Here is a 12,650-nt window from a genome sequence, read left to right on the forward strand (position 1 = left end):
TTAAAGTCAGGTCCCGACTTCAGCTTGGCTGGAACCGCCAAGCGTCACCGTCGTTTCAGCGGTCCAGGGTGGAATGGAGAGGGACTAAAAAATGGCTGAGAATTCAAGCAGCGGTGGCGGCAACGCCGGCCTGGCCTTCATCGTCGGCGGCGTGGTCGTCGTTCTGGCGATCGTGGCCTATTTCGTGTTTGCCGGTGGCAGCATGACGCCCAAGACGCAGGACGTGAACGTGGACGTCAACCTGCCGAAGGTCGAAGCGCCCTCGGTTCCGGGGACCAACTAGATGACCGATCCCAATACACCACCCGAGCGAGTCGTGGTCGTCGATCGGCAGCCGCAGACCAATGTCAATGTACAGCCGGAGCGCAGCAGCGGCGGAGGCGGCTTCATCGCCTTCCTGATCGGCGGTCTTGTGATCGTCGTGGCCATCATCGCCTTCGTGCTGCTGAGCGGGAACAACCCGGTCAAGGACGTGGCGGACACCAATGTCGATGTCGATGTGAACCTGCCGAAGATGGAAGCGCCCAAGCTTCCCGAAATCGAGCCGCCGACCCTGCCGCAGCCCGGGCCGGCCCCGACGAATTGAGATCAGCGCCCGCCGGAGGACCCGGCGGGCGTTCTTTGTTTAGCGCAGTTGATAGGTGACGGTCGCGACCACGCGGACACGTTTGTCCAGCGAGGTGGATTCGTTGTCGATATCCTCGCGGGCCAGGATTTCGAACGAGCCCTGCGTGGCCTGACGGATCGGCCCCAGAGGCGCACCGGAATCCTTGGCGAACTGCTCGGCCCCCGAACGGGCCGAGGCCGTGGCCTCCGCGATCATGGACGGGCGGACCTCGTTCAGCTTGGTGTAGACGTACAGCGGATCCGCGAAACCGATCAGCACGTCCTGACGCACCAGATCGTCCAGCGACCGTTGGGTCTGCGCCACGCGGGCCACGTCGCGCGTGCGGATCGTGACCGAGTTGGTCGCTGTGTAGTGCAGAACGTCGACGGCCGGCTGATAGGCATTGGCCTTGTTATCCGTCACCGACAGGCGTCCGTTGGTCAGGGCGTCATCGGGGTAGCCCTGAGCCTTCAGGAACTGCTGGACCTTGAGCAGATCGCTGTCGATCTTGCCGGTCACGGCATCCAGGTCGTCGCCCGAGAAGCTGAAGTTGATGGTCAGGACGGCCAGATCGGCCACCACATTGCGCTCGGCCACGCCGCGCACGGTGACCTGGCGATTGCCGACCTGGGCGTTGATGACCCCGCCACCGATGGCGATGCCGGACCCGATCAGGCCGATAGCGATGAGGCCGCCGAAGATGGCGGGCGGAAGTAGGCTGCGGTCGATCTGCACGGTGGTTTCCCCTGGTTGAGGAGGCGACCGTGCGCGCTGAGGTCACGCCTGGCGAGTGATGGATTCTGACCCCGCGTGCGCCAGCGCCAGCAGGCGACAGGCCGAGGCCAGCGAACGTCGGCCGCGGGTCTGATCGACCCAGACCAGAAGGCCTGCGTGGCTGAGATTTCGCTCGACGGCGATACGGTCCAGGATGGCCCAGAACTCCGGCTCCAGTGCCACCGACGTCGCGTGGCCGGCCAGGGTGACGGATCGTTTCTTCAGCATCAGACCGCGCGTTCAGCCAGGGCCGCCTCTTCCACACGGATACGATAGGTCACGAGCGCCGCGTTCAACAGGCTGAACACGACCGCGATCCAGACCTGTCCGAAGACGAGGGGCAGGATGGCGATTTCCAGCGAGGCGACCCAGTAGTTGGGATGACGCACGAAACGGAATGGGCCGGACCGGACGAGGGGCGCGCCGGGCAGGGTGATGATCCGCGTGGTCCAGAAGCGACCCAGGGTAGCGATCACCCAGACGCGGCCGAACTGGAGAATCACATAGATCGCCAGCAGCCAGGGGTTCGGCACGGCCGTCCACGGCGTGAAGATCGCCAGGGCCGACAGCCAGGCCGTGTGCAGAATGACGAACAGCGGATAGTGGCCGGCGCCGATCTCGACCGCGCCATCCGCTACCAGACGCTTGGTGTTGCGATTGGCCAGCCAGAGCTCGCCGAGGCGCTGTGCGACGACCAGACCCAGAACGATCAGGAACCACATCATTGCGGGTGGACCAGCATCAGCGCTGTGGTGAAGCCGGGCCCGAGCGTGGTGAGTAGCAGCGGCCCCGGCTGATCTTGAGGCGCTACCGCTCGGTTCGCGGAACCTCGCTCCCTGAGCGCGTGGGCCTCCAGCGTCGCCTTCAGCACGAACAGAACGGTGGCCGAGCTCATGTTGCCGTGGTCGCGAAGCACGTCGCGGGTGTGGCGCATTTCTCCGGGCGACAGGGCGAAAACGCCTTCCAGCGCCTCGATGACCTTGGCCCCGCCTGGATGGCAGACGAAGCCGCCGACGTCCGTCGCGGTGAGGCCGTTCCTCGTCAGGAACCCCTCGGCGATCGGCCGGAAGTCGTTCTGGACCAGGGTGGGGATGTCGCGGCTGAAGACGACCTTCAGCCCGTCGTCGGCCACGTCCCAGCCCATGACGTCGAGGCTTTGAGGCCAGGTATGCTCGTGGCTGGCCCCCAGTATCGGGCCGGTGACGTCGTCGCGGCAGGAGACGATGGCGGCGGCGGCGCCATCTCCGAACAGGGCGGTGGCGACCAGGTTGGACTTCGACCGGTCCTGATAGCGGAACGTCAGGGCGCACAGCTCGACGACCAGAAGCAGCACCCGGCTGTCGGGATAGGCCCTGGCCGCCTCGGCCGCGCGGGCCAGACCCAGGACTCCACCGGCGCAGCCGAGGCCGAACAACGGCACGCGTCGAACGTCGGGTCGAAAGGGCATGACCTGCATCAGGTGCGCCTCAAGCGAGGGCGTGGCGATCCCCGTGGAGCAGACCGTGATGATGCAATCGATCTGGTCGGCGGTCAGGCCTGCCTGATCCAGCGCCCTGCCTGCGCTCTCGGCCATCAGGGCGACGGCATTGTCGAGGAACAGCTGGTTCCGCTCCGCGAAGCTGTGGGGCTGCAGATACCATTCGATCGGCACACAGGAATGCCGCGTCTCGATCAGCGAGTTCCTGTAGATCGGTTCCAACCGCTTGAAGCCGCCATGGGTGGTGGCGAACAGTTCCGCCCCGTTGGCGGCGACGTCCTCCTGTCTGAGCGTGAACGGGGGCCAGGCGGTGGACAGGGCGGCAAGGCGGGGCGTCGGGGAGGCAGGGACGGACAAGGCGTTCTCGGTTTCGGCCGCAGGAGCAGCGGCGGGTCCGTTCAGATACGGGCCAGGGTTCGCGACGGTCGCAGGGTGCGCTACATTCGGCATCCTTACAGCGGGATGCCTCGATGACCATGAATACGGTTGCCTACCCTGAAGAGTTCCGGACGCTGAAGCCGCAGCGCATCCAGCCGATCGCTGCGCTGAGGGCCTTTCGAAAGCTGATCCGCGACAAGGAAGACACCGCGCAAGTCTTTGAGATCATGAAAGCTCTGTCCGGCCGGTCGCAGGCCCGCGGCTATGGCCGGATGCTGCGAACCATGGAAGGCGGACGCCAGGCCTTTCTGCGCGACGAACTGGCGCACAAGCTGGACGACCCGGTCTGGCTGTCGCAGTTCGGGCCCGGGTCTGTCGGGGCCAGGTACCGCGCGTTCCGGGAGGCGCGGGGGTTCACCGCCGATGGGCTGGCCGAGGTCGAGCGCGAGGTGGTCCCCTTCATCGACGCGCCGCATCCGATCGTCTGGTATTCGCGCCGCCTCAGGGACATCCACGACATCTGGCATGTCCTGACGGGCTACGGCACCGATGCGCTGGGCGAGGCCTGTGTCGTGTCCTTCTCTTATGGCCAGACGAAGAACCTGGGCTTCGCCTTCATCGGCTATGGCGCGGCGCGTGAGATCCAGCGCGAGAACCGGACGATCCCGGCACGGCGGGCGGTGCTGCAGGCCTGGCGTAACGGGCGCGCGGCACGGTGGCTGCCGGGGCTGGACTATGAGGCCCTGTTCCGCGAGCCGCTCGAAACGGCGCGGGCACGCCTGGGGATCAGACCCGCGACCGTCTATGCCGCAGTGCCTGAAGGCGTGCGCAACGTGGTCAAGCTGCGGGCATGACATAGGGCGGCCTTGGGCTGTCGGATGCCGATCGCGGTTGCCTCCGAAGGCGACGGGCGGCATGGAGCGGTCAAACCCCTGACTGCGAGTTCGCCGTGAGCCTGTTCGACAATCTGCGCCGCCCATCGGCCGACGCCCTGGCGATCGCCGGCGTGGTGCTGTGCGCCGTGATCTGGGGCACGACCTGGTACGCGATTACCTGGCAACTGGGGACGGTCGATCCCGTCGCGTCGCTGGTCTGGCGGTTCGGGCTGGCGGCACTGGTCCTGATCACCGGCTGCGCTGTGACGGGGCGGTCGCTGAAGCTGACCCGCGGCCAGCATCTGGCGGCGGTGGGGCAGGGGGCTTTCGTGTTCGCCGTCAGCTACTCGTTCACCTACGCGGCCGAGGGGCATGTGACCTCCGCCATCGTCGCGGTGGTGTTCGCCGGGCTGGCGTTCCTGAACCTCGTTCTGTTTCGTATTGTCGTGGGCCAGAAGGCGTCCCGCGCGGCGTGGATGGGTGCCGGTCTGGGCATAGTCGGCGTCGCGGTCCTGTCGGGGGGCGAGGCATTGGGCGCAAGCTTCGATCATCGAGCCCTGGTGGGCATCGGCCTGGCCCTGCTGGCGGTCACGAGCTCGGCTGTGGGCAACTATTTCTCCTGGCGCGGGCAGCAGATGGGCACGGCGATCCTGCCGCAGACCGGCTGGGCCATGGCCTATGGCACCGGGATGCTGGTGATCTTCGGCCTGGCGACCGGCGCGCGGTTCACCATCGACCCAAGCCCCGGCTATCTGATCTCGCTGGTTTATCTGGCCGTGATGGGCTCGGTGGTGGCTTTCGTGACCTATTTCGCGGTGGCGCGGGCGCGGGGGTATGCCCTGGCCAGCTATATCTCGGCCCTGACGCCGCCGATCGCCATGCTGGTGTCCGTGCTGTTCGAGGACGCGCGGTTCGGGTGGTCGGCGGCGGTCGGGCTGGCGCTGGTGCTCGGCGGGCAGGCCCTGCTGACCCGCGCGCCGAAGGCGACCGACTAGTCGTCGAGGCGGGTCTGGTCGAGCTGTCGGGACAGGCGCTCGCGTTCCATGCGGGCCGCCTCACGTTCGGCCTTGGTCAGGCCGTGGAGCACGCGGTTGGCCTCGGCCCGCGATTTCGCATCGGCTTTCGAGCGCGTCTTCCGGGCGCGATTCAGGTTGATGATCTCGGCCACGGCGTCCTTTCGGCACAGTCGGCAACCCGACTCAAGGCGCCGCGTTTGAATGTCTCAACCCAGACAGGAGACCTCCCCATGGTAGACGTCACGCTCATCAAGGAACACCTCGAAGTCGTCGGTTCGGACGGCGGCCACGTCGGTCGTGTCGATCACGTGCTCGGCGACCAGATCGAACTGGCCAAGCTGGATCTGGCCGGTGGCTTCAAGCACCACATGATCCCGGTCAGCTGGGTCGACTATGTCGATGACGACAAGGTTCGCCTGTCGCTGACGGAAGACCAGGCCAAGGCCCAGTGGACTGAAAAGCCGCACGACAAGCACTAGATCCCTATGGGTTACGACGAATTCACGAGGGGCCCCGCTGATCTGGCGGGGCCCTTTACTTATGTAATGAGGGTCGGCATGGCGCTGACGGGAGACGTGCGTGATCCGACTGGTCCTGAACATCCTGTGGTTCGTCTTCGGCGGCTGGATCAGCGGCCTTCTGTGGCTGCTGGGCGGCGCGATCCTGGCGATCACGGTCGTAGGCCTGCCGTGGGCCTTCTCGGCCTGGCGGATCGCCAGCTATTCCTTCTGGCCGTTCGGACGGGAAGTCGTCTGGGCGGGCGAGGACGGGCACAGCGGCGCGGGCTGTTTCGGCGTCGGGCTGAACGTGATCTGGTTCATCTTCGCCGGATGGTACATCGCCCTGTCGCACCTGCTGATCGCCTTCGCCGAGGCCATCACCATCATCGGCATCCCCTTCGCCATCAAGGACCTGGAACTGGCCAAGCTGGCGCTGGCCCCGGTCGGGGCGACGATCCGGAACAAGGCGTAGTCTAGAAGCCGGTGAACAGCCGATCGAGGGCGCGGCGGATGTCGTCTTCGTAGGCGAGCAGGTTGGCGACTGGTCGACCGAGGTCGGCCCGGAGGATGGGTGCCATTTCCGCCAGCGCCAAATGAAGCGCCTCGCCCGCGTATTCTACGACAACAGATACCCGAGTGAAGTCGCCGCTTCTTGGATCGCGAATGAGTGGAGCGATCAGGGCCGTCGGCATCTCATCCATGAAGTGAGACTGCATGAGAACGACAAATGGCGCGATCGTCCGCGAACGTGTCGAAGGGTTCTCGAAAACGTCGAACTGACGCATCACCAGGTGCGGAAGTCCTCACCGAATACACCGTATTTTTCGATGCGCTCGCGGTAGGCCTTTAGCGCCTCGGCATTTTCTTCGGCCCACACCTTTGCCTCGCTGGATCGCTCGGCGTCCGACTTATGTCGATCCCTCTGGATCGCCAAAGCGCGCTCGACGCCGGCCATGCCAGCGGCCGACAGATCGACACCAAGCCTTTCCGCTTCCGCGAGCAGATCGGGGTCAACTTCGATCTTGATTTCATGCCGGCCCATTGGGGGAGCCTAACCGAACGGCCGCTTGGAGCCAATCACGCCGGCGAGATCATCTTCTCGGGCCGCACCGCCTCATCGAACTCGGCGTCGGTAAGGTAGCCGCCGCCGACGGCTTCCTGGCGCAGGGTCGTGCCGTTCTTGTGGGCGGTCTTGGCGATCTTGGCGCAGGCGTCATAGCCGAGCTTGCCGTTCAGGGCGGTGACCAGCATCAGCGAGTTGTTCAGGCCGCGCTCGATGTTGTCGATGCGCGGCTCGATGCCGACGACGCAGTTCTCTGTGAAGCTGACGGCCGCGTCTGCCATAAGGCGCACGGACTGAAGGAAGTTGTAGGCCATGACCGGGTTGAAGACGTTCAGCTCGAAATGACCCTGTGACCCCGCGAAGGTGATCGCGGCGTTATTGCCGAAGATCTGGACGCAGACCTGGGTCAGGGCCTCGCACTGGGTCGGATTGACCTTGCCCGGCATGATCGACGAGCCGGGCTCGTTCTCGGGAAGGGCCAATTCGCCCAGGCCCGATCGAGGGCCGGAGCCCAGGAAGCGGATGTCGTTGGCGATCTTGAACAGGCTGGCCGCGACCGTGTTGATCGCGCCGTGGCTCATGACCATGGCGTCGTGGGCGGCCAGGGCCTCGAACTTGTTGGGGGCAGTCGTGAACTTCAGCCCGGTGATCTGGGCGATCTTTTCGGCGACGCCCTCGGCGAAACCGATGGGCGCGTTCAGGCCCGTGCCGACGGCGGTGCCGCCCTGGGCCAGCTGCATCAGGTCGGGCAGGGTGGCCTCGATCCGCTCGATGCCCTTGGTGACTTGCTGGACATAGCCGCTGAACTCCTGGCCGAGCGTCAGGGGGGTGGCGTCCTGGGTGTGGGTGCGGCCGATCTTGATGATGCCCTTCCAGGCCTCGGCCTTGTCGTTCAGGGCATTGCGAAGCTGGGCCAGGGCAGGGAGCAGGCGGTGGGTGACCTCCTCGGCGCAGGCGACGTGCATGGCCGTGGGATAGGTGTCGTTGGACGACTGGCTCATGTTGACGTGGTCGTTCGGGTGGACCGGCTTCTTCGATCCCATCTCGCCGCCCAGCATTTCGATGGCGCGGTTACTGATCACCTCGTTGGCATTCATATTGGACTGGGTGCCCGAGCCGGTCTGCCAGACGACCAGGGGGAAGTGATCGTTCAGCTTTCCCTCGATCACCTCGTCGGCCGCGCGGATGATGGCGTTGCCGATGGTCGGGTCCAGTCGGCCCAGCGCCATGTTGGTCTCGGCGGCGGCGCGCTTGACGATCCCCAGGGCGCGCACGATCGGCAGGGGCTGTTTCTCCCAGCCGATCTTGAAGTTGCCCAGCGACCGCTGCGCCTGGGCCCCCCAATAACGATCGGCGACGACCTCGATGGGGCCGAAGGTGTCGGTTTCGGTGCGGACGGTCTGGGTCATGGAATGCTGTCTTCGGCTTGGCGACGGATCGCGGCGGGGTGTAGCACGGGGTGGCGGCCGGACAAGGCGGCGAGCAGCGATCGGAGCGAGCGATGCGGCGTTTGGGAACTCTGTCGGCGGCGACGCTGGCGATGGCGTCGGCCGCATGCGCGACGCTGCCGTCCACTCGGCCGGTTCAGGTCGCGATCGCCACCGATGTCGGGCGGATGGTGGTCGACCTGGATGTCGAGCATGCACCCATCTCGGCGTGTAACTTCATCGGCTATGTGACGACGGGTGACTATGACGGCGGCAGCTTCTTCCGAACCGTGGTTGCGGCGACGAACGACAATCCCAATCCCATCGACGTGATCCAGGCCGCGACGCCGCGCGGGTCCGACGATGCGTCCAGACCGCCCATCCCGCTGGAGCGCACGCGCGACACGGGCCTGCGCCATGTGGCCGGCACGATCTCGCTGGCCAGGGGCGGGCCGGACACAGCGACATCCAGCTTCTTCATCGTGACGCAGGATACGCCCAGCCTCGACTTCGGCGGCGGGCGCAATCCGGATGGTCAGGGGTTCGCGGCGTTCGGGCATCTGAGCGAGGGGCTGGATATCGCCCGAGCCATCCAGGCGATGCCTGCCGACGGTGCCGAGCAGCTGACCCCGCCGGTCATGATCCGCTCCGCCCGTCTGATCGGCGATCTGCCGGCGCGGTGCCGCGCTTGAACGGCGACTGGATCGTCTCCGGCAAGGTCCGGGCGCGCGAGGAGGGGGAGGCGGTCGTCATCATGATCGATGGCCTGACCACTCAGGCCAAATACTACAAGCCGCTGGTCTATGAGTTCTTCCGCAAGGAATGGCGCGGGTCGCGGCCGTCGTATGGCGACTATGTCGTCGAGATCGTGATGGAGCATGTCGGGGATCCGCCCTGGATGGACCTGGACAATCTGGCCAAGGCGCTGCTGGACGCCATCAAGGGATATCTGTTCCACGACGACGCCCAGGTCGCGCGCCTGCTGGTCGAGCGGCACGAAGGAGACCGCGAGCGGATCACGATCCGGGCCTATCCGCGCAAGGCCTAACCCGGCGGGTGGTCGAACCGCAGGGTCGGCAACAGCAGCTGCATGTTCGGGCCGATGAAGACCTGGGGCTCCGAGCCGGGGGTCAGACCTTCGGCCTCCTCGCGCTGCTTGATGCAGACGCGGGCGGCATTGGCCAGGGCGATGAAGTCGGTGGCGGTCGGCAGGCTCTGGATCACGCAGCCGTCGAAATAGGGATAGGTCGCGTCCTCGCTGCAGCCGAACGAGGCGCGGTCGCGGCGCGCAGCGGTCATGACCATGCGGTTCGGTCCCGACAGGCCGTCGAGGAACACGCCGGAGAAACAGGCGGAGATGACCACGACGGTCGGCCGGTCGCCGCAGACCTCATTGACCAGCCGCGCCATGGCGGTCGGATTGATCCGGGACGAGGGACCGAAGTTGATCCCCTGGGGCGAGCCGTGGGAGCTGAAATACAGGAAGCAGCCGCGGGTCGCGCGGGCGGCGGTTTCCGCGATGCCGATCACGGCGGCCTCTGAAGACGTGATCGGATCGGCGTCCGGCCGCAGACTGTAATCGACCATGTCGGCGCGAGCGAAGCCGGCGGCCAGAAACCCGGTCGTCAGGTCACGGCGCGCGTTGTCGAAGGCCTGGATGGGCTGACCGGCGCTGGTGCGCCAGTCGGCGGCGATGATGGCGGCGGCCCAGCCGTCGAACCGGCTCTGGGCGAGCGCCGGCGATGCGCCGAGCCAGAGCAGAAGGACGATGACGGCTGTGCGAACCAAGGTGTGCTTCCCGATGGGTTGGGAGCCAGCCTATCAATCGCGGAAGCGGCGCAAAGCCTATTTCTTGCGGAACTGGTCCAGCGAGACGACCTTGGGACCATCGTCGCCCGACGGGGTGGTATCGGGCCGTTTGGCGGCGGGCAGTTCCGCGATCGGCTCGGCCACCGGTTCGGGGGCCTCGAACTGCAGCAGGAACTGGACGCTGGGATCGTAGAAGCGCGTCACGGCGGTGTAGGGCACCGTAAGAACCTTGGGCATGCCGCCGAACTTCAGCATGACCGAGAACAGGTCGTGCTCGACCGCCAGGTCCCAATACTGGTGCTGAAGGACCACGGTCATCTCGTCCGGATATTTGGCGACGACGTCGGGGGGCACGGACACGCCGGGCGCTCGGGTCTTGAATGTGACGTAGAAGTGGTGAGCACCAGGGATACCGCCCGGGCTGGCGGCACGCTCGAGGGCGGCACGGATCACGCCACGCAGGGCATCCTGCGCCAGCTTCTCGTACTGCATCTCGTCGATCGGCGGCGCGTCGTCGGCCATGGCTACCCCTTGGTGTCGGCAGACAGATAGCGGGGGCGGGCGACGCAAGGAAGATGGCAATGCAAAGGAAAGTGCCGGGATTCTGTTTGCAGGCTCCCGGCGGCCCAGCCCAGGGATCTGAACCCCTAGGACTTAAGATTCGAAATCAACCGAACCGCATTACGCGGCGAGGCGGACTTCTCCAGCGAAGTTATCGTTCGCAGTTAGAAAATGGCCCGATACGGTGGGCCAGGACGAGCGAAAGCAATCTTCTTTACACGTCCGTCGATGCTAGTCGGCCCCATACGCTTCCGCCGATAACGCGGAGAGAAGAATGGTGGAGCCGCCGGGAATCGCACCCGGGTCCGGTCCGCTTATTACAAGCGCGTTTATCGCCATATCCGGAGCAAGCCCCGGCAGAAGACAATATAGGGCCAGATGGCCTTGCATCCAAGTTACGAAGTGAAGTCTGCTGCGAAGCAGGGGGATCGCGCATGGTGGAGGACGGCAGGCTGGAGATCGCGGCGGGGTTTGCCTCCGCGCTGGGACCGCGCAAGGACAATCAGGATTTCGGCGCGGTGCATATCGGCCCGCCGTCCGAACAGGCGCTGCATGGCATGGTCGCCTTGGTCGCGGACGGTGTGTCGGGATCCAAGGCCGGGCGGGTGGCGTCCGAGCTGGCGGGGCGGACGTTCATCGACGCCTATGTCGATCAGAACCCGCTGAAGGGCGTGGCGGCGGCGGGGGTGAGCGCACTGGCGGGCTATAATCGCTGGCTCCATGCCAAGGGTCGGTCCGATCCGGAGATGGCGGGGGCGGCCACGACCTTCACCGCTCTGGTGATGCGGGGGCGGGAGGCGACGGCGCTGCATGTGGGCGACAGCCGGGCCTGGCATTTCAGGGGCGGCGTGCTGACGCGGCTGACGGAAGACCATGTGCTGAGCCAGCCGGGTCTGAGCCATGTGCTGTATCGCGCGGTTGGGATCGAGGCGGACATGAGGCTGGATACACGCGCGGTGGGGCTTAAGGCGCACGACCGGCTGCTACTGACCACGGACGGCGTGCACGGGGTTGTGCCGGATGAGGAACTGCTTCGGCTGTTGTCGCGCCGGGCCTCGCCCGAGGCCGATGCTCAGGCGATCGTCGATGCGGCGGGCGCGGCCGAGACGCGCGACAACGCCACGGCTATCGTCATCGACGTCATCCGCATCGGAGCGGTGGATCAGGATGCGATCGGGGCCGAGGTGGCGGGCCTGCCGATCCTGCCGCCGCCGAACGTCGGCGACAATGTCGATGGGTTCCGGCTGGAGCGGCTGATCTCGGACGGCAAATACACCCGGCTTTTCGTGGCGAGGGATGGCGAGGCGGCGACGCCGGTGGTGCTGAAATTTCCCAAGCCGACGCTGTTGTCGGAAAGCGGGGCGCGAGGGGCGTTCCTGCGCGAGAGCTTCATCGGACGCCGCATCGACAGTCCGTTTGTAGGCAAGACCCTGACACTCGATGCCGGCCGCCAGAGCCGGCTGTATATCGCCCAGCCGCTATATGTCGGGCGGACGCTGCACGCCAAGATCGCCGATGAACCGTTCGATATTCCGGGCGGGATCGATGTCGGCATCCGGCTGGCCAAGGCGGTCGCGGCATTGCACCGCCAGGGCATCGCGCATCGGGACATCAAGCCGGACAATGTGATCCTGGAGACCAACGGCGGGCTGAAGCTGATCGACCTGGGGGTCGCGCGCCTGCCCCGCATAGAGGAGTTCGCGGAAGCCGAAGCGCCGGGCACCGTCGGCTACAAGGCCCCCGAACTGTTCGCCGACTATCCGGGCGACGCGTTGAGCGATCAGTATGCGTTGGGAGTCACGCTGTACCGGATGTTCACGGGTGTTTACCCCAGCGGTCAGGAAGAGGACTTCAACCGGATGCGGTTCGAGAAACCGACCCGGCCGACCGTGCATCGTCCCGACATGCCGGCCTGGCTTGAAGCGGCGATCATGCGGACACTGGCTGTGGAGCCGCCCGACCGGTTCGCCGATGTCGAGGAGCTGATTCATGTCCTGGAGAGCGGCAGCGCGGCGGCCGTGCCGATGCGCCGCGATCTGTCGATCATGGAGCGTGAGCCGGTGCGGTTCTGGCAGGGGGTCAGCGCCCTGCTGCTGGTTCTTCTGTTGCTGTCGTGGATGATCCGCTGAGGACGACGACGCTTGGGCGTCGCCCTCAGCAGGA

The 12,650-nt window shown here is 65.9% G+C and carries 19 protein-coding genes and 1 other RNA gene; 9 read left to right on the forward strand and 11 right to left on the reverse strand.

Features of this window, described 5'->3' with window-relative positions; genetic code table 11:
• The first annotated feature begins 91 nt into the window (after positions 1–91).
• Both AC1DW4_RS04800 and AC1DW4_RS04805 read left to right on the forward strand, forming a co-directional pair.
• Entirely contained in the window at positions 92–283 is a 192-nt protein-coding gene (locus AC1DW4_RS04800; protein WP_477016084.1) for a hypothetical protein, read from the forward strand.
• On the forward strand, positions 284–586 hold the full coding sequence (locus tag AC1DW4_RS04805; protein ID WP_477016085.1) for a hypothetical protein: 303 nt from the start codon (positions 284–286) through the stop codon (positions 584–586).
• A 39-nt stretch (positions 587–625) separates the two neighbouring features.
• Here AC1DW4_RS04805 and AC1DW4_RS04810 read toward each other — a convergent pair whose 3' ends face one another.
• Genes AC1DW4_RS04810 through AC1DW4_RS04825 form a run of 4 tightly spaced genes read right to left on the reverse strand, consistent with a single transcriptional unit; the run spans position 626 to position 3,215 of the window.
• A complete protein-coding gene (locus AC1DW4_RS04810) occupies positions 626–1,342 on the reverse strand; it encodes an SIMPL domain-containing protein (RefSeq protein ID WP_477016086.1) in 717 nt (238 codons plus the stop codon).
• Between the two features lie 42 nt (positions 1,343–1,384).
• Positions 1,385–1,609: a ribbon-helix-helix domain-containing protein gene (locus tag AC1DW4_RS04815; RefSeq protein WP_477016087.1), complete on the reverse strand. Its 225-nt coding sequence runs from the start codon at positions 1,607–1,609 to the stop codon at positions 1,385–1,387.
• Positions 1,609–2,106 (reverse strand): isoprenylcysteine carboxyl methyltransferase family protein, encoded by a 498-nt coding sequence (locus tag AC1DW4_RS04820; RefSeq protein WP_477016088.1) that lies wholly within the window; start codon positions 2,104–2,106, stop codon positions 1,609–1,611. The genes AC1DW4_RS04815 and AC1DW4_RS04820 overlap by 1 nt, the downstream gene beginning before the upstream one ends.
• Positions 2,103–3,215, reverse strand: coding sequence for a type III polyketide synthase (locus tag AC1DW4_RS04825; RefSeq protein ID WP_477016089.1), 1,113 nt, complete (start codon positions 3,213–3,215; stop codon positions 2,103–2,105). The genes AC1DW4_RS04820 and AC1DW4_RS04825 overlap by 4 nt, the downstream gene beginning before the upstream one ends.
• Before the next feature lie 113 nt (positions 3,216–3,328).
• Between AC1DW4_RS04825 and AC1DW4_RS04830 the strand changes: the two genes are divergently transcribed.
• Together AC1DW4_RS04830 and AC1DW4_RS04835 are read left to right on the forward strand one after the other, a co-directional pair.
• A complete protein-coding gene (locus AC1DW4_RS04830) occupies positions 3,329–4,090 on the forward strand; it encodes a Coq4 family protein (RefSeq protein WP_477016090.1) in 762 nt (253 codons plus the stop codon).
• A gap of 95 nt (positions 4,091–4,185) precedes the next feature.
• Entirely contained in the window at positions 4,186–5,106 is a 921-nt protein-coding gene (locus AC1DW4_RS04835) for a DMT family transporter (RefSeq protein ID WP_477016091.1), read from the forward strand.
• Here the strand turns inward: AC1DW4_RS04835 and AC1DW4_RS04840 are convergent.
• The gene (locus AC1DW4_RS04840; RefSeq protein ID WP_477016092.1) at positions 5,103–5,279 is read right to left on the reverse strand and encodes a DUF4169 family protein; all 177 of its coding nucleotides are present in this window, start codon (positions 5,277–5,279) and stop codon (positions 5,103–5,105) included. The genes AC1DW4_RS04835 and AC1DW4_RS04840 overlap by 4 nt on opposite strands.
• Positions 5,280–5,357: 78 nt before the next feature.
• Between AC1DW4_RS04840 and AC1DW4_RS04845 the strand changes: the two genes are divergently transcribed.
• Positions 5,358–5,606 carry a DUF2171 domain-containing protein gene (locus AC1DW4_RS04845; RefSeq protein ID WP_477016093.1) on the forward strand — a complete coding sequence of 83 codons (249 nt, stop codon included), beginning with the start codon at positions 5,358–5,360 and terminating at the stop codon, positions 5,604–5,606.
• Positions 5,607–5,706: 100 nt separating this feature from the next.
• Positions 5,707–6,099 carry a YccF domain-containing protein gene (locus AC1DW4_RS04850; protein ID WP_477016094.1) on the forward strand — a complete coding sequence of 131 codons (393 nt, stop codon included), beginning with the start codon at positions 5,707–5,709 and terminating at the stop codon, positions 6,097–6,099.
• A gap of 1 nt (position 6,100) precedes the next feature.
• Here the strand turns inward: AC1DW4_RS04850 and AC1DW4_RS04855 are convergent, their stop codons facing one another.
• From AC1DW4_RS04855 to fumC, 3 genes are read right to left on the reverse strand one after another with little or no spacing between them, the layout of a single operon-like run.
• The gene (locus AC1DW4_RS04855; protein ID WP_477016095.1) at positions 6,101–6,412 is read right to left on the reverse strand and encodes a CcdB family protein; all 312 of its coding nucleotides are present in this window, start codon (positions 6,410–6,412) and stop codon (positions 6,101–6,103) included.
• On the reverse strand, positions 6,412–6,669 hold the full coding sequence (locus tag AC1DW4_RS04860; RefSeq protein ID WP_477016096.1) for a type II toxin-antitoxin system CcdA family antitoxin: 258 nt from the start codon (positions 6,667–6,669) through the stop codon (positions 6,412–6,414). Before AC1DW4_RS04860 ends, AC1DW4_RS04855 begins: the two co-directional genes overlap by 1 nt.
• Positions 6,670–6,704: 35 nt before the next feature.
• Positions 6,705–8,099, reverse strand: a complete 1,395-nt coding sequence (gene fumC, locus AC1DW4_RS04865) for a class II fumarate hydratase (RefSeq protein ID WP_477016097.1) — start codon at positions 8,097–8,099, stop codon at positions 6,705–6,707.
• Between the two features lie 92 nt (positions 8,100–8,191).
• Between fumC and AC1DW4_RS04870 the strand changes: the two genes are divergently transcribed.
• Together AC1DW4_RS04870 and AC1DW4_RS04875 are read left to right on the forward strand one after the other, a co-directional pair.
• Entirely contained in the window at positions 8,192–8,809 is a 618-nt protein-coding gene (locus tag AC1DW4_RS04870) for a peptidylprolyl isomerase (RefSeq protein WP_477016098.1), read from the forward strand.
• A 62-nt stretch (positions 8,810–8,871) separates the two neighbouring features.
• Positions 8,872–9,165, forward strand: a complete 294-nt coding sequence (locus tag AC1DW4_RS04875) for a RusA family crossover junction endodeoxyribonuclease (protein ID WP_477016221.1) — start codon at positions 8,872–8,874, stop codon at positions 9,163–9,165.
• On the opposite strand, the gene AC1DW4_RS04880 is transcribed toward AC1DW4_RS04875, so the two are convergent.
• The 3 genes from AC1DW4_RS04880 to ssrA all read right to left on the reverse strand — a co-directional run bounded on the left by AC1DW4_RS04880 (position 9,162) and on the right by ssrA (position 10,885).
• Positions 9,162–9,905, reverse strand: a complete 744-nt coding sequence (locus AC1DW4_RS04880) for a C13 family peptidase (RefSeq protein WP_477016099.1) — start codon at positions 9,903–9,905, stop codon at positions 9,162–9,164. The two genes, AC1DW4_RS04875 and AC1DW4_RS04880, sit on opposite strands and share 4 nt — an antisense overlap.
• Positions 9,906–9,962: 57 nt before the next feature.
• Positions 9,963–10,448: an SspB family protein gene (locus tag AC1DW4_RS04885; protein WP_477016100.1), complete on the reverse strand. Its 486-nt coding sequence runs from the start codon at positions 10,446–10,448 to the stop codon at positions 9,963–9,965.
• A 70-nt stretch (positions 10,449–10,518) separates the two neighbouring features.
• Positions 10,519–10,885: a transfer-messenger RNA gene (ssrA, locus tag AC1DW4_RS04890) on the reverse strand.
• Between the two features lie 36 nt (positions 10,886–10,921).
• On the opposite strand from ssrA, the gene AC1DW4_RS04895 reads away from it, so the two are divergent.
• Complete coding sequence (locus tag AC1DW4_RS04895; RefSeq protein ID WP_477016101.1) at positions 10,922–12,616, forward strand: bifunctional protein-serine/threonine kinase/phosphatase; 1,695 nt, start codon at positions 10,922–10,924, stop codon at positions 12,614–12,616.
• The last annotated feature ends 34 nt before the right edge of the window (positions 12,617–12,650 follow it).

It is taken from the genome of Brevundimonas sp. P2_A6 (assembly GCF_056404975.1).

What these genes read in the sequence shown, in the direction of transcription:
- AC1DW4_RS04800 (WP_477016084.1), top strand. Translation starts at nt 92, where the DNA reads ATGGCTGAGAATTCAAGCAGCGGTGGCGGCAACGCCGGCCTGGCCTTC.
- AC1DW4_RS04805 (WP_477016085.1), top strand. Translation starts at nt 284, where the DNA reads ATGACCGATCCCAATACACCACCCGAGCGAGTCGTGGTCGTCGATCGG.
- AC1DW4_RS04815 (WP_477016087.1), bottom strand. Translation starts at nt 1,609, where the DNA reads ATGCTGAAGAAACGATCCGTCACCCTGGCCGGCCACGCGACGTCGGTG.
- AC1DW4_RS04820 (WP_477016088.1), bottom strand. Translation starts at nt 2,106, where the DNA reads ATGATGTGGTTCCTGATCGTTCTGGGTCTGGTCGTCGCACAGCGCCTC.
- AC1DW4_RS04830 (WP_477016090.1), top strand. Translation starts at nt 3,329, where the DNA reads ATGACCATGAATACGGTTGCCTACCCTGAAGAGTTCCGGACGCTGAAG.
- AC1DW4_RS04845 (WP_477016093.1), top strand. Translation starts at nt 5,358, where the DNA reads ATGGTAGACGTCACGCTCATCAAGGAACACCTCGAAGTCGTCGGTTCG.
- AC1DW4_RS04855 (WP_477016095.1), bottom strand. Translation starts at nt 6,412, where the DNA reads ATGCGTCAGTTCGACGTTTTCGAGAACCCTTCGACACGTTCGCGGACG.
- AC1DW4_RS04860 (WP_477016096.1), bottom strand. Translation starts at nt 6,669, where the DNA reads ATGGGCCGGCATGAAATCAAGATCGAAGTTGACCCCGATCTGCTCGCG.
- fumC (WP_477016097.1), bottom strand. Translation starts at nt 8,099, where the DNA reads ATGACCCAGACCGTCCGCACCGAAACCGACACCTTCGGCCCCATCGAG.
- AC1DW4_RS04870 (WP_477016098.1), top strand. Translation starts at nt 8,192, where the DNA reads ATGCGGCGTTTGGGAACTCTGTCGGCGGCGACGCTGGCGATGGCGTCG.
- AC1DW4_RS04875 (WP_477016221.1), top strand. Translation starts at nt 8,872, where the DNA reads ATGATCGATGGCCTGACCACTCAGGCCAAATACTACAAGCCGCTGGTC.
- AC1DW4_RS04885 (WP_477016100.1), bottom strand. Translation starts at nt 10,448, where the DNA reads ATGGCCGACGACGCGCCGCCGATCGACGAGATGCAGTACGAGAAGCTG.
- AC1DW4_RS04895 (WP_477016101.1), top strand. Translation starts at nt 10,922, where the DNA reads ATGGTGGAGGACGGCAGGCTGGAGATCGCGGCGGGGTTTGCCTCCGCG.